The following is a 20,397-nucleotide window of genomic DNA, read 5'->3' as shown; positions in this document are numbered from 1 at the left end:
TGTTGCACGTGTAAGCAGCAAAAAAAATGGCCCTCACAAGAGGGCCATTCGAAGGCACAACGAGCGGTCAACCGCCCTCGATCACTCTCAGCTCAAGCACAGTCGTCCATAGCGAGAAATCAGCCCCCGCGTGCACCCGCCCGACCATTTTGAAATCCCCCAGCGGCAAGGCTTCGGTCACAATCACCCACTGCCCTTGTCCATCGACAACACCACGGCCCCACACCTTGTCCGGATTCCCCGACTGGTACAGCCGCACTTCGCCCCTCGGCAACGCCGTACCACGAATCACCGCATGAGGCGAAACGTGCGCGTTCTGGGACGGATAGGTGAATACGGGTTTGTCCAACTTCCCTGCTACGTTGAAGCTGACAGTAGACGACCATGCCGAGAGTTGACCGTCCATATTCTGCTGGGTCGATATCCGGCGCACCCGCTGACTAAGACTGAACTGATTGCGAACCGACCAGTTGCCTTCGGCATCCACGCGGGTGATGGCAAGCACAGTGCCTTCGTCCTCCTGATAGACCTTGAGCTCCGCCCCTGGCACTCCCCTGCCGGCGAACAGCGGATAGCGCTCCAGTACTTGAGTGGCATCATCCACAGGTATGTCGATTACCGGTTTTTCGAAGCCGGCTGCAACCTGTGTCACGACAAGACTGCGGTGGGGCAACAACCACTTCGAGATGGCGCCATCACGGGACTGCCGTACCGAATAGACGTAGGGTGTAATCGCCACCGGTAACTCGATCTGCGAACGCAGCGCCCATCGTCCGTTGCGATCAACCCGCGTCCTGCCCAACTCGGTGGACATTGCATTCTGTTTGACAATGAGCACCTCGGCACCCGGCTCCCCCGTACCGGAGAACATCGGCCGCCGCCCGACCTCCTGGCCCAGGAGCGGGTAATGTACAGCGGGCGCCTCAAATTCGGCGGTCTTGCGTTCGACCATGAAGCGACCGCTCTCAAACCACTCCGAAGGCGTACCGTCCACCGTTTGGCGCACCACCACTCGCATAGCGCCTTCACGCAAATCCTTGTTGCCCGTCACCGCCCAACGACCATGGGCATCCGCTATCGTCGCTGGGGCCAGCACGTCGTCGGTGTTGAACCATGAGGCAACGTCGATGCTCGCCCCGGGCGTGGCCAGGCCACTGAAAAGCGGATGTATCCCCACCCAGTCGCCCGCCAGGGGTTCGGTGATTTTCGGGGCGGGTTTGAGCAAAAGAAAATTGAAGATGGGCGAAAGGTTCGAATCCAGTCCTGCACCGGCTGAAGCAAGCACACTGATTCCATCACCGGCAATCATGTTGTGAGCGACTCTCGCCGACCATGTACCTGCGGCCGATACAGTAGTGTTACCCAAATGGAGATAACGATTACGTCTATAGATACCGATAGTGTCCCCCGGATAACCGAACCCGGAAATGCGCAACAAGGCGCCCAGCGCTGCTCCGTTTCGCGGTGTATCGACCACCGGCACCGCCGGCACCACAGTGACGACTCGTTCGAATGGGTCACTGGCGTAGGTTCTTTGCCGCTGCCTCGCCTCCAGAGTGACGGGGCCGCCCGCCGGCAACGTCACCTTTGCCTCCCAGGTGCCATTTGCTTTCACTTCAATGTCTTTGAGAAAGGGCTGGCCCTGCCCTTTGATCGACAACTCGACAGTTCCGGGATACTGCCCCGTGCCGGAAAACAGCGCCCCACGCGCCGGCTTGCCGTTTTGTGCAGGCACCGTGATCCCAGGCTTTGGCACGCGCACCTTCACTGTCTGCACTTCGGTTCGATCGGAAATATTGTTACTGCTTTGAGACTCTTGCTGTATGGCATAGACGGTCAAATTGGCCGGAACCTGCTCAATCAGTGTCACCTTCCATTTATTGTCCTGCCCCACCGGCCCAGCCCCCAATGGCTGGTGAGTGACGTTTGAATAAATAACCACCCAACACCCTTTGAAACCTTTGCCCTCAAGGACCGGAGAAAGATCGACCTCGGCATTGGCGGCAGTGGTGATTTCCGGCTTCGGTGTTTTGACCGTGAATGTCCGGCTCGCGACCGGAGACGTCTGCCCCCCGAATGCCGCCGTTGCCGTAATGGTGCACGTACCCGGTGGCAAGTCCTCGCTGGCGTTCCGGACAAACGAACCTCCTGTTGCCGTCAATGGCACGTCGGGCTTGCCCGGGACCTTCAAGATGATCGTGGACCCGGGCCAGGCAGTGCCGGAAATCCGCGGGCGTTGTCCGCTGGGGGGGGTCAGGGGAGGTTCGGTAAATATGGGGGGAGGCGAACTCACGATCATCGAAAAGCTGGCACTGTTGCCAGACCACTGATTGTTCACCCATTGCCGGGCCGTCAGCGCGGTGTAATTGCCCGGGGCAAGGTCGGCGTTTGCCGTGGTTTCCCAGTTGAGGTTTGGCAGAACATTCGCCTGTGGTACGCCGGGCAGGGCAATGCCGTTGTTGTAAATACCGATTTTGACCGCATTCGTTCCCCACTGGCGCCCTCGGCCTCTGAAGGTTGCCCGCTGCCCGTTGACGGTGGCGGTTACCCCGGTCGGGGCAGGTGTCGGGACGTTGACCGTCAAATTGTCAGCCCAAACGGAGTTGAGAATACGCCCGCTCCCCCCGTCGGAAACACTCTGTTTACCCGAGAACTGGTAATTGCCGGGTACAAATTCTCCGGGAATTTCCTTCGCCCACGTGCCTGAGTTGACCGGTACATCAAAGTAATGGGCAGCGCTGTGAGCTTGATGGACGTGCATTAGGACATCGGCACCGTTATACCCCGTACCCGATAGCCTGACAGTTTCCCCATTGAGCGCGGATGTAATCGTGGGTTTGGATGGCCGCACCCGCAACCGGAGGGGAGCGCTGCGTAATGACGTCACCGACGAATAGACATGACTCGTCGTCACCGTGTAGGGCCCCGGGGTCAAAGTAATAGAAGCCGACCACCCCCCCGTAGAAAGAACATTCCCGGTACCCAGCCGAGTGCTTGTGGCATCCCTATAGACATTGATCGTCCCGCTCTTGAAGGGGCCGGTCAGCAACCCACCAACGGTAATTTTCTGCTCCACCTTTTGGTTGGCGGAATGGGTGGTGAGGGGCGGTGAGCCCAGGAGGCGGAGTTTATGGGGTGGATCCAGATAGGCAGAATCCATGCCGTTGATGCGCTGGATGGTATGGAAAGAAAGTTCGTTATTCCAGGGCAAAGTATCCAGGGTCGTTGTCCAGACTCCACTTGGAGGCACTTGTATACCCACCTTCAACGGTTGACCGCCAGGATACACCAGATCAACAACTGCACCTGGATAACCGCGGCCAGTCACTGTGATTGGCTGCACAGCGATTACCGAGTTTGAAACCGGCGAACTAACTTGTGGAACCAAAGGTAATAGAGACACCCAAATTCCAGATAGACTATGTTGTTCCGCTGTCACTCGATAAGTGCCGGGGACAAAACCATCAGTAAAATCCGCCGTCCACGTACTTCCAACGATTCTCGCAGCGACGCTGTCGTGCAGCGAGTCTCCCCCTCTCCATAACTTCACCGTTATCGGGACTGCAAAATTATTTGTTCCGCTGACGCGCAGGGGATAGCCGGCAATGTTCAAATAATTTGTTGGAAAAGTAATATTCGGTGTGGCTGCCTCATAATTTTTTGTCGTCCAGAACGGTTCACCGCCATCCGGGCCATCGAAATCACATTGGATAGCAATCTCTATCGGATAACCGCTTTGCCACGAAAGACTCAGTTCTTTCTCATATGTATGCCATTGACGGTCTTGCGACAATGCATCCGGTGAGTTCACTTGCCTATAGGAACCTTTCATTCCAATCTTAAAATTTATGTTCGCTCTGTACTTATGATCATACCCGGGCGGCTGAGTCATTTTATATCTCGTTGTGCGAACGAAGAGTGAACCACCATAATTTCGGTATTTAAACTCCATGACCGCGGCAAATCTATTCAGCCCACTGCCTATTCCACCTATTGCAGTTATCGTAGCGGTAACACCATCTGCCCAGAAAACTTCGTCATGCAAATCCATATCTGCATCGATTTGCTCCGGGGGGCTTTCTTGCGCTTGCTCCGACTCACTGATAACTGCATCAACGGCTTTATCTTCCATTTTCGCACCTATACACGTAAGGCTCTTCGGCTCGTGAAACGCACCTGAAAACCTAGGGCACGTAGTTGATAACAACGTAACCAAACAGCACCGGCATGCCTACTGATAGAAATGACAGTTATTGATAGGCATAAGAAATAAAAAACCACACAACCCTTGGGAATTCGAATAACCAATGGGTGACAACAGCGCCTTCAGCCGCCCCCTCGGATGGCTTTTATCGGCACTACATCGACACCGGCCGCAAACTACAACGTCTTGCGCCTTTGCCTACAGATCCCTCAGAATCCGCCGGCTTGTGCACCTTGGCCTTGCCCCGTAACTTGATCCACGTCGCTGCCAATCAGCGGCCGGGTTTAGTCGCCCGGGTAGGTATTGCGAAAGGTGCATAAGCGTCATCCAGTCGGGTAATCCCTATCCCCGCACTTGATGGTGGCTGTGCGCAGGGCGCCCTCGGGCGCGCCGGTTTTTTCGTGATCCTCCCGGTCGACTAACCTGCGTACAGCCGCCACCCCTCGTTTAGTCGCGAGACGGTGGCAGCCCCATTAGAGGATTTACGTTTATGTTCAAAGCAACTCCAAATCCCCCAGAAACCGACCCGGTTTCCCCCTACGCCTCCCTCGATTCAAAAAAGCTTCACGCCGCCGCCGAAAAGGCCCTCGACCACTACCTCAAACCCGACATCGAACCGCTGCGCTCATCCCAGGACCGTGCCATGAAAATGTTCACCGTCGTAGCTGATGCAAACCCCGAAGCCCTCGTCATCCAGACCTATGAAACCTTTTCTTCGGTGAGCATTTTGCTGCTCGACCTGGCAGAAAGCCTGGACGACAAACAGCGGCATCTGGCGATGGCGATTTATCAGATGAGTGAGATGGGGTTGATGCTGGCGGAGCGGTCGCTGGATATCGAGCGGGCGATTAAGCCGGCCTAGCCTTTAAGTATTGGCCGTCTGGTCTGACGCCATCGCGGGCAAGCCCGCTCCCACAGGGATCTTCGGTGAACACACAATAGGTGAACACCACTGAAACTGTGGGAGCGGGCTTGCCCGCGATGGCGATAATGAACGCGCCGCAACCTTCAGGCCGAGGCAGGCAACGGCTGAAAACTGAAGTACTGCTTCAGCGCCTCGACCAGTTGCCCATATTCAGGCGGTGCCCGTTGCAGGCTGAACCCGGCGTCATAGTGGTGAGGGGTTGCGTCCTCGTGGCACCACAGGCAGCAGGCATTGAGGTCGATCACCTGCTGACAATGTCCATCCGTAGGGATTTTCAGGCGCAGATTAAAGTCGGCGCCCACCATGATCGGCAACTGGCTGATCAACATCAGCCCGTCCTCGGATAGATTGCCCAAAAAGCCAATGGGCTTGTCGGTGACGCTGTTGAACACTTTGAGAAAATACGGCAGTTGATGCCGCTCGATCCGGCGGTCAGTGAACATGCTGATTTCGCTACGCAAGACCCTTAAGCAGGGCCGCACTAATGCTTCGGAACGGGGCCTGCTCTATTGCTTGATAGGCATAAGCCGCGCTCTCCCCGATCCTGGTGCGACAGTCCATCCAACCGCTGTCGCTTACTGCTGCCGATCACAGGTGTTACCTCGAATTAGAAACAAGGCTCTAAACCGATCTATTCGACTATAGCTCACCGCCGCCGGTCAGCCAGCCTTTGAATATCCTTCAATCAGAACCGGGTTGGGCGCACTACTGCTGCCGCACTGCGGGTCGGGTAATGCCCCAGGCTCTGCAACGTTTCCAGGCGGGCACGGGCGCGGTAGGCGTACTCGCTTTGCGGGTACGAGGCGATGATGAACTGGTAAGTCTGTGCTGCATCAATGAACAGCTTTTGCCGCTCCAGGCACTGGCCGCGCATCATCGAGACTTCCGGCCACACATAAGGCCGCGCCTGGCTTGCGCGTTCGACCTTGGACAGCTCGAGCATCACTTGCTCGCAGTTGCCACGGTCATAGGCGCTGTAGGCATTATTCAAATGATGGTTCATCGACCAACGGGTGCAGCCCACAACACTGAGGGCAAGGACGGCAATGAGCACGAATCGCATGGGGGGATCTCCTGTCTTGCGCTCTATATCGACCCCTTGGCGGAAATCTTCAGGATGGCTTGCAGCAAAGTTGTTGGGGGTTCAATAAAGAAAGCAATAAGTAGTGCATACGAACAATGACTACACCCAAAGACCATAGTAGCCTCTGCTAGCGCTTGAACTCAGGAGTCTTTGCATGTCCGTCCGTCGTACCAAAATCGTCGCTACCCTTGGCCCGGCCAGTAACTCGCCGGAAGTTCTCGAACAGTTGATTCTGGCTGGCCTGGACGTCGCCCGTCTGAACTTCTCCCACGGCACCCCCGACGAGCACAAGGCTCGCGCGAAGCTGGTGCGTGACCTCGCTGCCAAGCACGGCCGCTTCGTCGCCCTGCTGGGTGACCTGCAAGGCCCGAAAATCCGTATCGCCAAATTCGCCAACAAGAAGATCGAGCTGAAGATCGGTGATCAATTCACCTTCTCCACCAGCCATCCGTTGACCGAAGGCAACCAGCAAGTGGTCGGCATCGACTACCCGGACCTGGTGAAAGACTGTGGCGTGGGCGACGAGCTGCTGCTCGACGACGGCCGCGTGGTCATGCGCGTCGATACCGCCACCGCAACCGAACTGCATTGCACCGTGACCATCGGCGGCCCGCTGTCGGACCACAAAGGCATCAACCGTCGCGGTGGCGGCCTGACCGCACCGGCCCTGACCGAGAAAGACAAGGCCGACATCAAGCTCGCTGCGGAAATGGAAGTCGACTACCTCGCGGTGTCCTTCCCGCGTGACGCCGCCGACATGGAATACGCCCGTCAACTGCGCGACGAAGCCGGCGGTACTGCCTGGCTGGTGGCGAAGATCGAACGCGCTGAAGCCGTAGCCGACGACGAAACCCTCGACGGCCTGATCAAAGCCTCCGACGCGGTGATGGTGGCCCGTGGTGACCTGGGTGTGGAAATCGGCGACGCCGAGCTGGTGGGCATTCAGAAGAAAATCATTCTGCACGCACGCCGCCACAACAAGGCCGTGATCGTCGCGACCCAGATGATGGAGTCGATGATCCAGAATCCGATGCCGACCCGCGCCGAAGTGTCCGACGTAGCCAACGCCGTACTCGACTACACCGACGCCGTGATGTTGTCGGCGGAAAGTGCCGCAGGTCTTTACCCGCTGGAAGCGGTGCAAGCCATGGCGCGCATCTGCGTCGGCGCTGAAAAGCACCCGACCAGCAAGACCTCCAGCCACCGCATCGGCAAGACGTTCGAACGTTGCGACGAAAGCATCGCCCTGGCCACGATGTACACCGCCAACCACTTCCCGGGCGTGAAGGCGATCATCGCCTTGACCGAAAGTGGCTACACGCCGTTGATCATGTCGCGCATCCGCTCTTCGGTGCCGATCTACGCGTTCACCCCGCACCGCGAAGCCCAAGCCCGCGCGGCCATGTTCCGTGGCGTCTACACCGTACCGTTCGACCCGGCTTCCTTGCCGGCCGAGCAAGTCAGCCAGGCTGCGATCGACGAGTTGCTCAAACGCGGCGTCGTGCAGAAAGGCGACTGGGTCATCCTGACCAAGGGCGACAGCTACCACACCACCGGCGGCACCAACGGGATGAAAATCCTGCACGTTGGCGACCCGATGGTCTGAGTGATCGCTCGCTGAAAAACAAAAGCCCCGCCATGTGAATGGCGGGGCTTTTTGGTTTTTGATCCTGAAAATGTGTTGTCTGAGCCGGCCTCATCGCGGGCAAGCCCGCTCCCACAAGGATTGCAGGTGTCCACAAAATCGAATTTCAACACAAATCCTGTGGGAGCGGGCTTGCCCGCGAAAGAGCCCGCCCGGCCATCGCGGATTTAATGCCTGTTGAGAAACCCTGACAACGCCGTCATCGCTTCCGGCGAACGCAGCCGCTGGGTGAATAATGCCCCCTCTTCCTCTATCACCTTGCGCAACTGTTCCCGATCCGGCGCTTTCATCAATTGCTTGCTGATGCGCACCGCTTCCGGCGGCAGTTCGTCAAAACGCAACGCCATCTCCCGCCCCTTGGCCAATGCCGCCTCGCCACTGCCTAAAGCCTCAGTCGCTATCCCCCACGCCGCCGCCTGCTCACCACTGAAACCCTCACCCAGCAGCAACAACTCCGCCGCTTTGGCCTGCCCGAGCAAGCGCGGCAGGATCAGGCTGGAACCGAACTCAGGGCATAACCCAAGATTGACGAACGGCATGCGCAACCGGGCGTCGGTGCTGACGTAAACCAGATCGCAATGCAGCAGCATCGTGGTGCCGATCCCCACCGCCGCACCGGCCACAGCGGCGATCACCGGTTTACGGCACTCCAGCAAATTGAGCATGAAGTGGAACACCGGGCTGTCGAGGTTATTCGGGGGTTGCTGAAGGAAATCAAAGATGTCGTTGCCGGCGGTGAAACACTCAGCGCCACCGGTGATCAGCACGGCGTTGATGTCGGGATCGCTGTCGGCAAGTCGCAAACCCTCCGCCAGTTGGCTGTACATGGCGCAGGTCAGGGCGTTTTTCTTCTCGGGGCGGTTGAGGCGCAGGGTCAGCAAACCGCGCTCGCGTTCAAATCGGATGGTATCGGGCATGGTGAGTCCTGATCTGGGAGGATCAACTGTGGTGAGGGAGCTTGCTCGCGCTTGAGTGCGCAGCGCTCACAAACATTTGGGGCCGCTGCGCAGCCCAGCGCGAGCAAGCTCGCTCGCCACAAAAATCAGCGCTCAACCACGGGGTAGAAAGACATCCGCCAGCAGTTGATTGCGCGGCAAACCGGCCAGGTACAAGCGCCGGGCAAAGGCGTCGACGCTGTCGGGCGCCCCGCAGACTAAGGCCAGGGTTTGCCGCGAAACAAGGCGCAGTTGCGCCAAAGCCGCGGGCAACTCGGCCGCGGTCCATAGCTCGACCGTCAGGTTTTCCCGGCCGTCGGCCATGGCTTGCAGGGGTTTGGCCAGATAATGCTCACCCACATCATGGGCCAGATGAATGACACGGATGGCGCCTTGGTGATCCTGACGCAACGCTTCGCGCAAAATACCGAACAACGGCCCCAGACCGGTGCCGGCCGCCAACAACCACAGCGGTCGGGTGTGCCAGTCCGGGTCGTAATGCAGCGCCCCGCCGCGCAACTCGCCGAGGCGGATCGGATCGCCAATTTTCAACTGGCGTGCCGCATCACTGAATTCCCCCGGTTGGCGGCAATCGAGGTGGAACTCCAGGAAGCGGTCTTCTTCCGGCAGACTGGCCAGGGAATACGGCCGCGCCACCTGGCCCGCCCACAACACCAGATGCTGCCCCGCCTGATAGCGCAACGGTCGCTCACTGGTCAGGCGTAAACGCAAGACGCTGGGGCTCAGCCAATCGCTGGCGGCCACCTGAGCGGCAAGCCCATCACGCAGCGGGTCAAAGGTTTCGACTTGCAGATCATCGACCACCTGACACTGACAGGCCAGCCGCCACCCTTGCTGACGCTGCTCATGGCTCAAGGCATCGGGACGACTGTCGCTGGGCAAGCCCTCGACACATTTGACCAGGCACGCATGGCAACTGCCCGCCCGGCAGCTATAAGGCACCGATACGCCGTTCTGATTCAAGGCATCGAGCAGGTTGCTCCCCGCCGCCACTGTCCATTGGCGTTCGCCGACCCGTAACTCAGGCATCGACATTCTCCCAGGCCGCCGCGCAACGGTTACGGCCGTCACGCTTGGCGCGATACAGCGCCTGATCGGCGCGGTGCAAGGCATCATCCAGATCGTCGCCAAGCGCCAACAACGTCATGCCCGCCGACAGGCTGAGGTGACGCACATCCAGGCCGACCAACTCGACATCCATGAAAGCAATGCGCAATCGCTCGCAACATGCCGTCAGGCGCTCGGCGTCGCAATCGGGCAACAGCACCACGAACTCTTCGCCGCCATAGCGGGCCAGAATATCGCCATCGCGCAGGCAGGCAGTGGCCACCCCGGCGAACGCTTGCAACACCTGATCGCCGGCGGCATGGCCGTGAACATCGTTGATGCGCTTGAAGTGATCGAGGTCGATCAACGCCAGGCCATGCACCACGTCGGCTTCCATGGCGTTCAACTCGCGAGAGGCCAGGCGCAGGAAATGACGGCGGTTGAACAGCCCGGTGAGTTCGTCGGTCGCCACCAGGCCTTCGAGCTGGCGCATCATTCCGCGCAGGGTGTCCTGATGCGCCTGCAAGGCAAACCGCCGCTGACGCATACGCTGGCGCGACATCCGCACGTAACGGGCGTAAAGCACCAGCCATGCGAGCACCACAAACAGCACGCACACCTGCAACAGTGCCAGCGTCGGGTCGGGTAGCTGAAAGTGGTAGCCCTCCCACAAGGTGATGGCGCTGAAACTGAAAAACACCAGAAACGCGCAACGGGCGAAAGCCGCGCGCGAAAGATGAAACAACCCGAACAGCAGGATCAGCAGGTACAACAGCAAAAACACGCCGCGCGCTTCGTCCAGATGGGCGATCAGCCAGGTTTGCCAACCCAGCCCCAGTAGTATTTGCACTTCGGTCAGGCTTGGATCGGAAAAGCGCAGGTTGCAGCCGCTGGAGAACACCGCGAACAACACCGCCTGGCTGAGCACCACCAACGCGCTGCCGATCGCCATACCGGTGATGGACTCTTGGTAGTGACCGGTGAAAAACGCCAGCCACAGCAGCAGCAAAGCCAGGGCGTAGGTGCCAGCTGCGAGGGCAAAGCGTTTGAGCAAAAGCCGCTGGATGGCGTTATGGGTCAATCGTTGATTCACCGTGGGAAAGGAGGCTGATTGAGTGTCCTACTCTACAGGCCGGATGCCACTTTAGTGGCGTGTCTGATAAATGACCATTCAATTTTCGGGGCAGAAAACTGGCGTCAAAGCCATGACCCGAGTTCAAGATAACCCTGTGGCGAGGGAGCTTGCTCCCGCTGGGCTGCGAAGCGGCCCTATGCCTTCCTCTGCCTTCTTTCAGTTGAACTGCGATAAATCCATCACGACTGCTTCGCAGCCGGACGGGAGCAAGCTCCCTCGCCACAACGGCCTTTCATATGTGGGCGGTATGCGACCAACGTTTGACTGTCAACGGATGTGCCCGCCATCGAGGCGCGGTATACTGCCGCGCCTTTTTAGCGTCGCGCCAGCATGCCCGGCGTGCCTTGAAAGGTGCTTGCAACCGACCGATGCACCCAAGCTGCAAGCACCTTATTGAATGTTCCCGTCTTTTAGAGGAGCGCGACTCATGACCGTGATCAAGCAAGACGACCTGATTCAGAGCGTTGCCGACGCCCTGCAATTCATTTCCTACTACCACCCCGTGGATTTCATCCAGGCGATGCACGAGGCCTACCTGCGTGAAGAATCGCCGGCAGCCCGCGATTCCATGGCGCAGATCCTGATCAACTCGCGCATGTGCGCCACCGGCCACCGCCCGATCTGCCAGGACACCGGTATCGTTACCGTGTTCGTGCGTGTGGGCATGGACGTTCGTTGGGATGGCGCCACCATGGGCCTGGACGACATGATCAACGAAGGCGTGCGCCGGGCTTACAACCTGCCGGAAAACGTCCTGCGTGCCTCGATCCTCGCCGACCCGGCGGGCGCTCGTAAAAACACCAAGGACAACACCCCGGCCGTTATTCACTACTCCATCGTTCCGGGTAACACCGTAGAAGTGGACGTGGCGGCCAAGGGCGGCGGTTCCGAGAACAAGTCGAAAATGGCCATGCTCAACCCGTCCGACTCGATCGTCGACTGGGTACTGAAGACCGTTCCGACCATGGGCGCCGGCTGGTGCCCACCGGGCATGCTCGGCATCGGCATCGGCGGCACCGCCGAGAAAGCCGCTGTCATGGCCAAGGAAGTGTTGATGGAGTCCATCGACATTCACGAGCTGAAGAAGCGCGGCCCGTCCAACCGTATCGAAGAGATGCGCCTGGAGCTGTTCGAGAAGGTCAACCAACTGGGCATAGGCGCCCAAGGCCTGGGTGGCCTGACCACCGTGCTCGACGTGAAGATCATGGATTACCCGACCCACGCCGCTTCGTTGCCGGTGTGCATGATCCCGAACTGCGCCGCCACCCGTCACGCGCACTTCGTGCTCGACGGTTCCGGCCCGGCCTCGCTGGAAGCGCCACCACTGGACGCCTACCCGGAAATCGTCTGGGAAGCCGGCCCATCAGCCCGTCGCGTCAACCTCGATACCCTGACGCCTGAAGAAGTGCAGAGCTGGAAGCCGGGCGAAACCGTCCTGCTCAACGGCAAGATGCTCACCGGTCGCGACGCCGCGCACAAGCGCATGGTCGAGATGCTGAACAAGGGTGAAACCCTGCCAGTAGATCTGAAAGGTCGCTTCATCTACTACGTCGGCCCGGTCGATCCGGTGCGTGAAGAAGTAGTCGGCCCGGCTGGCCCGACCACCGCGACGCGGATGGACAAGTTCACCCGTCAGATCCTCGAGCAAACCGGCCTGTTGGGCATGATCGGCAAATCCGAGCGCGGCCCGACCGCGATCGAAGCGATCAAGGACCACAAAGCCGTTTACCTGATGGCTGTTGGTGGCGCGGCTTACCTGGTGGCACAAGCCATCAAGAAATCCCGCGTGGTAGCTTTCGCCGAACTGGGCATGGAAGCGATCTACGAGTTCGACGTCAAAGACATGCCTGTGACCGTTGCGGTCGACAGCAAGGGCGAGTCAGTACACATCACCGGTCCTGCGATCTGGCAGCAGAAGATCAGTGAGAGCCTGGCGGTGGAGGTGCAGTAAGCGCTTCGCCTGCCGAAACGGCCGGTCATCGAAAGGTGAACCGGCCGTTTTTGTATCGGCCGTGAACCACAACTGCCCGAGCTGTTTGATATAAAACCGCCGCCCCCCCTATCAGATTTGACAGGTTACGTCCCACCCCCGCCTTGATAACGTAACTGCATCTGCGTCCAGCTCGCGTACCGGATGAAATCATGGCCGATCAAGACCTCAGCATCATCACGCCTTCCATCACCAAAAGCTCATCGATCGCCATGGCCGGCCAAGGCTTTGGCCCCGTGGGCCCGACCGGCGAAGCGTCATTCCAGCTACTGCTGCCGATTTCTCCCGGACGCGGCGCCGACCCGCAGCTTGCGCTTACGTACAGCAGTCAATCCGGCAACGGCCCGTTCGGCCTCGGCTGGAATCTGAACAACGGTCAAATCCGTCGTCGAACCAACAAGGGTGTACCGCAGTATAACGACGATGACGAAATCATCGGTCACGACGCGCAGATCTGCACGAAAGAACGCAATGCGGATGGCACGATCAAGTCCCGCATCGAAAGCAGCTTCAATGGCAAGGACATCGGTCCTCACAGGGTGGTGCGCTTCACGCCGAAGGTCGAAAGCGATTTCAGCATCAGGGAGCGCTGGGAGCCTGTCATCGACCCGCCGGGCGAGCCGAAGGCGATTTTCTGGCTGGTGTTTGGCCCCGACGGCTCATTGCATATGTACGGCAAAACAGAGGACTCGCGGGTAGCGGATCCGGACGATCCGCTACGCGTGGGGATCTGGCTGCTTTGCGAAAGCATGACCCCCCGTGGCGAACATATCTGCTGCGTCTACAAGACCGACGACCAGGACCCCGACCCTGTTCATGACTACAGTGCCCAGTGCTATCTGCATCAGGTTTTGTACGGCAACTTCACGGCCAGCCAGGATCTGTACAGTTGGACGTTCGATCATCTGACCGATCTGGACTGGCATTTTCATTTGCTGTTCGACTATGGGGAACGCCCCGCTTCCCTGACCGAAAAACCCGAATATGACGGTCCCTCCCTGAGCCCCTGGCTGACCCGTCAAGACCCCTCCTCAGCCTTCGGGCACGGCTTTGAAGTCGGCATGCGCCGGCGCTGTGAGCAGGTGTTGATGTTTCACCACTTTCCCGCCGAGCTGGGTGCAGGAAAGGTGCTGGTCCGGCGGCTGCTGCTCAAGTACAACGAACACGAAACTCAATGGAGCTACAGCCGCATCACCTCGGCCCACTATCAGGCCTGGGATGCCAACGGCGCTGTGGAAAACATGCCGCCGGTGCAGTTCGAGCATTCACCGTTCAGCCTCAACACAACACCGGAACGCCTGTTCGAAGACGAAAACATGCCGGGCATCGAAGATGGCGGGTTGTATAAGTGCGTCGACCTTTACAGCGAAGGTTTGCCGGGCTTTCTCTGCAGCCATGACCAGTGCTGGTACTACCGCGAACCGGAACGTGACACGCCGGGGACCGATGAAATCCGCTACGCCCCCTGGAAAGTGCTGGAAAACATACCGGTCGCGGACCGCAATAAACCCGTGCTTCAGATACTGACCGATCTGATCGGTATCGGCCGTTTCCAATGGGTTTGCGCTCAGCCCGGCTTCAGTGGCTTCCGGGCATTGAACGCCGATCGCACGTGGGCTGAATTCCAGACCTTCGCCAAGATCCCGCCGGAGCTCTTCGGCCCGCATTCGCAATTAGGAGATCTGGCGGGCGAAGGGCTCCTTTCGCTGGCAGTGATCGGGCCTCGCGCCGTGCGCATTTACCGCAACAATCTGGAGGAGGGTTTCCAGCCCCCCCAGGACGTTCCCCATAAGCCTGTGGATGACCGCCTTCCCGTGTTCGGCAATCACCGCAGCGAACTGGTGTTTATGAGCAACCTGCTGGGTGCCGACACGAGTGGGCTGTGCCGCATCCGCCACGACGAAATCAAATGCTGGCCGAACCTGGGCCATGGCAAATTCGGCAAGGGTCGGGTGCTCCCCGGCCCCAAATTCCTGTACGGCGGGTTCGATGCCGCACGGGTGCGGATCGCCGACGTTGATGGATCCGGCGCACCGGCATTGATCTACCTGAATTCCGACGGGTTCGAGATTTACCTGAACCGGGGCGGCAAGGGCCTGGAAGAAACACCGATCAGCGTGCCATGGCCCACGGACGTGCGATACGACCGGCTGTGCGAGGTCACGCTTGTCGACCGGCAGGGTCTGGGCTGTGCCAGCCTGATCTTTACGAAGCCGCACATGAAGCCGCATCACTGGTGCTACGACTTTCTGTCGGCCAAGCCCTACCTGATCACGTCCAGCAACAACAACATGGGCTGCAGCGCCAGTGTCGTCTATCGTAGTTCGGCCCAGGAATGGCTGGATGAAAAGCAGGAACGGCTCGCTGCTAAACCGGATGAAGCCCCGGCATGCTATTTGCCGCTCACTGTGCCGGTTGTCAGTCGGCAAACGCAGCTGGATGAAGTCACCGGCAATTGCCTGAGCCAAAGGTTCAAATACCGCAAGGGTTATTACGACCCGCTTGCCCGTGAATACCGGGGGTTCGGCTATGTGGAACAGGCGGACGCCGAAACCGCCACCGGCGACGATGATGTCGGTTTCACTGCACCAATACGGGTTTGCAGTTGGTTCATCATCGGTCAGTACATGAATCCACCCCGTCATGGTTATTTCAACGGGGACACGGATGCTGTCCCGCTGGGCAATACCTTGATCAGCCAATATGACCCTGTCGAGGGGCGCGACGTACCCTTCACGCCGTCCGACGACAGCACCCTCCCGTATGAAATCGCCCGAGGAATGTCCGGGGCGCCCATGCGAACCGAGACCTACAACGGCGAAGACGACCCGAAAACCGCGCTGCCTTACTCGGTGCAAGAGTACCGCTACCTGGTTCGCGAGGTGCGCGCCAAAGGCGAGCACTATCCCGATGCAATCATCCTGCCTCTACCGCTGGAGACGATCAGATACTGGTACGAACAATTTATCGATGACCCATTGTGTGAGCATGAAATCAACCTGCGCTGGAGCCCATACGGTCTGCCCATACATTCGCTAAAGGTCAGTTATGCTCGCCGCCTGACCGAATCAGATGATCCGCCCTTTACCGACCCCGATGAACAACAGTGGTGGCGCGACGCCTGTGATGAAGCTCAACAGTCGTACTACGTGAACGAGACCCGTGCCCGGTTCATTGACGTGGATCCGGATTCGCAGCGTCGGCGCCTGGGTTTGCCCTGGCAGCAGCGCAGCGATGCACTGATCTTGCCAAAAGTGCCTCTACCCAATGGTCTGGAGCCGCGCCTTGTTTCGTTCGAGCAACTGACCCTGCGTCAGGATTCTGCACAGTGGAAGGCTTTGCGGGTACTGACCGGACAATCGGTGCAGCGTTACCTCAAGACGTCCGATCAATCGCTGCTGCCCGATGGCCGTGCCGAATACGAAGCCTTGGCCGGACCGCTGGAAGTGGCGCAAATGGACAAGACCGCACTGGACGCCTACAACGATCTGCCGCCGCCCTTCGATATCCGCGCGGAACTGACGAACATCGGGTACACGCCGATGCCCCCCTTGTTCGAACCGCCGCCACCGGAAAACGAGAAAAAGAATGTGTGGTCGTCGCTCCACGGATTCGCCCGGTACGACAATCTCGCCAAATTTTTCAACGTGCTGGAGTACCACAAGACGCCCAGCCATGGTGTGACGAAAGCCAAGCACGACGACTATCAACTGGCGATCAAAAGCGTCGAATTGCCCGATGGCTGTACAACCCGGAGCGAACATGACTATCACTCACTGCAAACGGTGCGCATCATCGATGCCAACGAAAACACTCAGGAAGCCATTTACCAACCGTTCGGGCGGCTCCTTGCCCACAGTTTTTTCGGCACCGAAAACGGTATCGCCACAGGCTTCAAGCCGCTGAGCGATTTCCTGCGCCCGGAGGATCCTCGTCCCGACCCGGCCATCGCCGACCCGGTTGCAGCGGTGCAACAGGCCGCCGGCATATTGCTCGAGAATCTGTTCAGCTGGATGGGAGAATTGCCGCCAACCGTCAACCCCGAACTGCTCGACAAATGGATCGCCAACGGTGATGTCCTGCCCAGTGGGCATATTTGCGCCAGCGCCCGGCAACGCTTGCGGCAAGATGTTCCCATGACCGCGTCGGACCAGGCATTGGGCGAACTCATCGCCACGGTTCGCCGAGTGCCGGTGCACAGCGTCAGCCTCGACGTCGACCGTTACCCCGACGATCCGGTTGCGGCCCAGATCCGCATCGTCAAAGCCTGCGTGGACGGTTTCGGCCGGCCGCTGCAAACCCAGCAACTGGTTGAGCCCGGCATGGCCTATGCGGTGGACGCCGACGGCAAACTGATCATTGAAGACGGTAAGTATCTTGAAGTTTTCGCCGACCCGCGCTGGCGCATCAGCGAACGGGTCGAATACAACAATAAAGGCTTGCCAGTTCGACAGTTCCGGCCGTTTTTTGCCAACACCCATCGCTACGTCAACGATCATTCCCTGCGCGAGCTCGGCTATTTCGATCAACTGTTCTATGACGTGTTGGGCCGGCCGGTCAAACTGATCAACGCCAAAGGGTACTTCTCCCGCGAGACGTATCATCCGTGGTACCGCATCAGCGAGGACTTTAACGACACGTATGAGCCGCCGTCCACGGAACCGCAGAGATCGCGCCCATGACCGCTGGCATCCATAGACACACGCCCTCGCTCACGGTGAATGACAGTCGTGGCTTGCCGATTCGCCAGATCGCGTATTTGCGCACTCTCGTCAATGAAACGGCTATCGCCCTGATGACCCGTCAGCGCCACGATGCTGCCGGACGATTGATAGAGCAATGGGACCCGCGCCTATCCAAACCCAACCACGCTACAACCTATAGCCTGTCCAACGAGCCGCTGAAAATCGACAGTGCCGACGCCGGCTGGCGTCTGAGCCTGCCAGGGCTGGCCGGGGAAACGCTTCAGCGCCGGGATCAACGCGGCAGTCATTGGCGCACCACCTATGACCCGCAGCTGCGCCCGCTCGCCATCGAGGAAAACGACCAGCCAGACGTCGAAACCTTTACCTATGCCGATGCCTCGGTCGACGCCGGCCACAACTTGCGCGGCCAGTTGCTTGAACAAGTGGACCCCTCGGGAAAATTGAGCCTCGACAGCTATGGCCTGCTCCGGCAGCCGCTACGCGAAACCCGCACCTTTCACGATGCCAAAACCTTTGTCAGCAGCTGCATTTATAGTCCTCTGGGCACAGTGCTGGAGCAGATCGATGCCGGCGAACACCGGCAACAATCACGCCACGACCTTGCCGGTCAACTCAAAGACGTGCAATTGAAGCTCAAGGGGCAAACCGACTGGCAGACGGTGTTGCGGGACGCACAGTACAACGCCGCCGGGCAAATCATTGAACAGCAGGCCGGCAATGGCGTGACCAGCCACTGGACCTACGACCCAGCCGATGGGCGCCTGCAACGGCAACGCGCGCAGAAAGACCAGCAGCCAGCCCTTCAGGATTTCGAATACGTTTACGACCGGGTAGGCAACATCATCCGCATCCTCGACCATGCGTTCATCCCCAGCCACTTTGGGAATCAGCGAGTCGATGGCCATCGTGCATTCAGCTACGACTCTCTTTACCAACTGATCACCGCGACCGGTTACGACGACGCCCCGCCGTCAGACCTTCCGGGCCGGCCCGTGCCGACCGCCCCCAACGATCGACGCAACTACACCCAGACCTACACTTATGATCACGGCGGTAACCTGATCGGGCTACGCCATGTGCGCGACGGTGCCAGTCATACTCGCGAGTTATTCATCGACTCTGGCAGCAACCGTGGCGTGCGTTGGACTGAGGGTGACCCCACCCCGGATTTCCAAACGCTGTTCGACCGCCACGGCAATCTACTGGCCCCGCAGCCCGACCGGTCGATGCAATGGGATGCCCGCGATCAGCTGATGTCGGTAACCCTGGTCAAGCGCGACAGCGGCCCCGACGACGAAGAACGTTACCGCTACAGCCAAGGCGTGCGGGTCTACAAACGCCACGAAACCCATACCGCGAAAACCAGCCATTTTCACGAGGTGCGCTATCTGCCGAGACTGGAGATCCGCACCAGGGACAACGGCGAAGAACTGCACATCATCACTCTCGCCACCGGGATCGGCAGCGTGCGTTGCCTGCACTGGGAGGCAGGAAAACCGGCCGATATCGACGCCGACCAGTTGCGCTACAGCCTGGATGACCACTTGGGTTCGTGCCTGATGGAACTGGATCAACAGGCACAATTGATCAGCCACGAAGGCTACTACCCGTTCGGCGCCACCGCATGGATGACAGCGCGTTCGGCGGTGGAGGTCGATTACAAGACTGTGCGCTATTCGGGCAAGGAGATGGATGTCAGCGGGTTGTATTACTACGGCATGCGTTATTACGCACCGTGGCTGGGTCGCTGGACGCAGCCGGATAAATCCGGAACCGTGGATGGATTGAACCTGTACCGGATGACCGGAAACAACCCGATCAACTTTGTTGATGAGCAAGGGGCCATGATGGCGCCCCCTCCTTTAACGCCTGCACAAACAACAATTAGTATCTCATCCCCATCGTCGTCACGCAGAAGCTCCGTCGCAAGCAGTACGTCGCAAGGTTCTAATTCACCTGCGCTGGTGGGCAATCCTGAAGCAAACCCTCCCGGCCAATTGCCGCCCAAGCCTGAGCAGTCGTGGCGTGAATGGGGCAAGGAAAAGGCTTTGGCGGCCGTCAACTCTAAAGTCGGGTTGGCGTTGCTTCCAGTCACCACATCAGGGCCTGCTAACGCAGCAATCGTTTCAACGATACTGACCGCCAGCGCGCAGCTGATATTACACGCCACAATCTTCAACCCGGGCTGGTCTCCACCGGCCACCTGGGGTTCAGCGACCGCTGGCACACTTCCACCTAAAGACGTCACACAAGACGCCAACCGTCTGTTTCAAACGATCAGCGTCAGCGTGACCTTGGCCGGAGCTGTCGCCGGGACTGTGCTGGGTCCGATAGTGGGGGGGTACGTCGACGAGCTCAGAGGCACCAAAGCCAAAGCGGACAAAAAAGCGCAGGCGGGCAAATCGATAGACACGATCGACAGGTTGATTGCCGAGCAACGCCTGGTGGATGAGGTGTCAGTGAAGGCACAGACCTCGTTACGTGAACAAGTGCTGGAAGTCGAAGACTTGACAGGCATCACTTGGCAAACAATGGAGATGCTCGAGAAAATCACCCGTTTGAGACCAGGAAACATCAGCGAAAGCAATGCATCGTCGCGTCGAGCATCCACTTCATCTCAAAGCTCCGGCGGCAGCGGCGTTTTTCAAAGAAGAGCGACAGCACGCACTCCGGTGCGCAAAAACAACACCCATCTCTGACGCCTC

At 59.0% G+C, this 20,397-nt stretch carries 11 protein-coding genes; 5 read left to right on the top strand and 6 right to left on the bottom strand.

The window, feature by feature from the left end; all coding sequences use genetic code 11:
* Nucleotides 1-67 precede the first annotated feature (67 nt).
* Nucleotides 68-4,132: a hypothetical protein gene (locus PSH65_RS06915; RefSeq protein WP_305425500.1), complete on the bottom strand. Its 4,065-nt coding sequence runs from the start codon at nt 4,130-4,132 to the stop codon at nt 68-70.
* Between the two features lie 562 nt (nt 4,133-4,694).
* On the opposite strand from PSH65_RS06915, the gene PSH65_RS06910 reads away from it, so the two are divergent.
* Complete coding sequence (locus PSH65_RS06910; protein WP_305425499.1) at nt 4,695-5,066, top strand: DUF6124 family protein; 372 nt, start codon at nt 4,695-4,697, stop codon at nt 5,064-5,066.
* A 146-nt stretch (nt 5,067-5,212) separates the two neighbouring features.
* On the opposite strand, the gene PSH65_RS06905 is transcribed toward PSH65_RS06910, so the two are convergent.
* Complete coding sequence (locus PSH65_RS06905) at nt 5,213-5,572, bottom strand: PilZ domain-containing protein (protein WP_305425498.1); 360 nt, start codon at nt 5,570-5,572, stop codon at nt 5,213-5,215.
* A 242-nt stretch (nt 5,573-5,814) separates the two neighbouring features.
* The gene (locus PSH65_RS06900; RefSeq protein WP_305425497.1) at nt 5,815-6,192 is read right to left on the bottom strand and encodes a tol-pal system YbgF family protein; all 378 of its coding nucleotides are present in this window, start codon (nt 6,190-6,192) and stop codon (nt 5,815-5,817) included.
* A gap of 175 nt (nt 6,193-6,367) precedes the next feature.
* Here PSH65_RS06900 and pyk point away from each other — a divergent pair, with 175 nt between their 5' ends.
* Entirely contained in the window at nt 6,368-7,819 is a 1,452-nt protein-coding gene (gene pyk, locus PSH65_RS06895; protein ID WP_305425496.1) for a pyruvate kinase, read from the top strand.
* 206 nt (nt 7,820-8,025) lie between these two features.
* Here pyk and PSH65_RS06890 read toward each other — a convergent pair whose 3' ends face one another.
* The 3 genes from PSH65_RS06890 to PSH65_RS06880 form a co-directional block, all read right to left on the bottom strand.
* On the bottom strand, nt 8,026-8,775 hold the full coding sequence (locus PSH65_RS06890) for an enoyl-CoA hydratase-related protein (protein WP_305425495.1): 750 nt from the start codon (nt 8,773-8,775) through the stop codon (nt 8,026-8,028).
* Between the two features lie 132 nt (nt 8,776-8,907).
* A complete protein-coding gene (locus PSH65_RS06885; RefSeq protein ID WP_305425494.1) occupies nt 8,908-9,843 on the bottom strand; it encodes an iron-sulfur-binding ferredoxin reductase in 936 nt (311 codons plus the stop codon).
* Entirely contained in the window at nt 9,836-10,942 is a 1,107-nt protein-coding gene (locus tag PSH65_RS06880) for a GGDEF domain-containing protein (RefSeq protein WP_305425493.1), read from the bottom strand. The genes PSH65_RS06885 and PSH65_RS06880 overlap by 8 nt, the downstream gene beginning before the upstream one ends.
* A gap of 481 nt (nt 10,943-11,423) precedes the next feature.
* Between PSH65_RS06880 and PSH65_RS06875 the strand changes: the two genes are divergently transcribed.
* From PSH65_RS06875 to PSH65_RS06865, 3 genes are all read left to right on the top strand, one after another.
* Nucleotides 11,424-12,947 (top strand): fumarate hydratase, encoded by a 1,524-nt coding sequence (locus PSH65_RS06875; protein WP_007898341.1) that lies wholly within the window; start codon nt 11,424-11,426, stop codon nt 12,945-12,947.
* A gap of 191 nt (nt 12,948-13,138) precedes the next feature.
* Nucleotides 13,139-17,668: a SpvB/TcaC N-terminal domain-containing protein gene (locus PSH65_RS06870; RefSeq protein WP_305425492.1), complete on the top strand. Its 4,530-nt coding sequence runs from the start codon at nt 13,139-13,141 to the stop codon at nt 17,666-17,668.
* Nucleotides 17,665-20,391 (top strand): RHS repeat domain-containing protein, encoded by a 2,727-nt coding sequence (locus PSH65_RS06865; RefSeq protein WP_305425490.1) that lies wholly within the window; start codon nt 17,665-17,667, stop codon nt 20,389-20,391. Before PSH65_RS06870 ends, PSH65_RS06865 begins: the two co-directional genes overlap by 4 nt.
* The last annotated feature ends 6 nt before the right edge of the window (nt 20,392-20,397 follow it).

Origin of the sequence: Pseudomonas sp. FP603, from assembly GCF_030687415.1 — a bacterium.
GTDB classification, from domain to species: Bacteria; Pseudomonadota; Gammaproteobacteria; order Pseudomonadales; family Pseudomonadaceae; genus Aquipseudomonas; species Aquipseudomonas wuhanensis.
This window is presented reverse-complemented; position numbering and strand designations above follow the sequence as displayed.

Coding starts and splice junctions, on each gene's coding strand:
- PSH65_RS06915 (WP_305425500.1), bottom strand. CDS start 4,132: ATGGAAGATAAAGCCGTTGATGCAGTTATCAGTGAGTCGGAGCAAGCG.
- PSH65_RS06910 (WP_305425499.1), top strand. CDS start 4,695: ATGTTCAAAGCAACTCCAAATCCCCCAGAAACCGACCCGGTTTCCCCC.
- PSH65_RS06905 (WP_305425498.1), bottom strand. CDS start 5,572: ATGTTCACTGACCGCCGGATCGAGCGGCATCAACTGCCGTATTTTCTC.
- PSH65_RS06900 (WP_305425497.1), bottom strand. CDS start 6,192: ATGCGATTCGTGCTCATTGCCGTCCTTGCCCTCAGTGTTGTGGGCTGC.
- pyk (WP_305425496.1), top strand. CDS start 6,368: ATGTCCGTCCGTCGTACCAAAATCGTCGCTACCCTTGGCCCGGCCAGT.
- PSH65_RS06890 (WP_305425495.1), bottom strand. CDS start 8,775: ATGCCCGATACCATCCGATTTGAACGCGAGCGCGGTTTGCTGACCCTG.
- PSH65_RS06885 (WP_305425494.1), bottom strand. CDS start 9,843: ATGCCTGAGTTACGGGTCGGCGAACGCCAATGGACAGTGGCGGCGGGG.
- PSH65_RS06875 (WP_007898341.1), top strand. CDS start 11,424: ATGACCGTGATCAAGCAAGACGACCTGATTCAGAGCGTTGCCGACGCC.
- PSH65_RS06870 (WP_305425492.1), top strand. CDS start 13,139: ATGGCCGATCAAGACCTCAGCATCATCACGCCTTCCATCACCAAAAGC.
- PSH65_RS06865 (WP_305425490.1), top strand. CDS start 17,665: ATGACCGCTGGCATCCATAGACACACGCCCTCGCTCACGGTGAATGAC.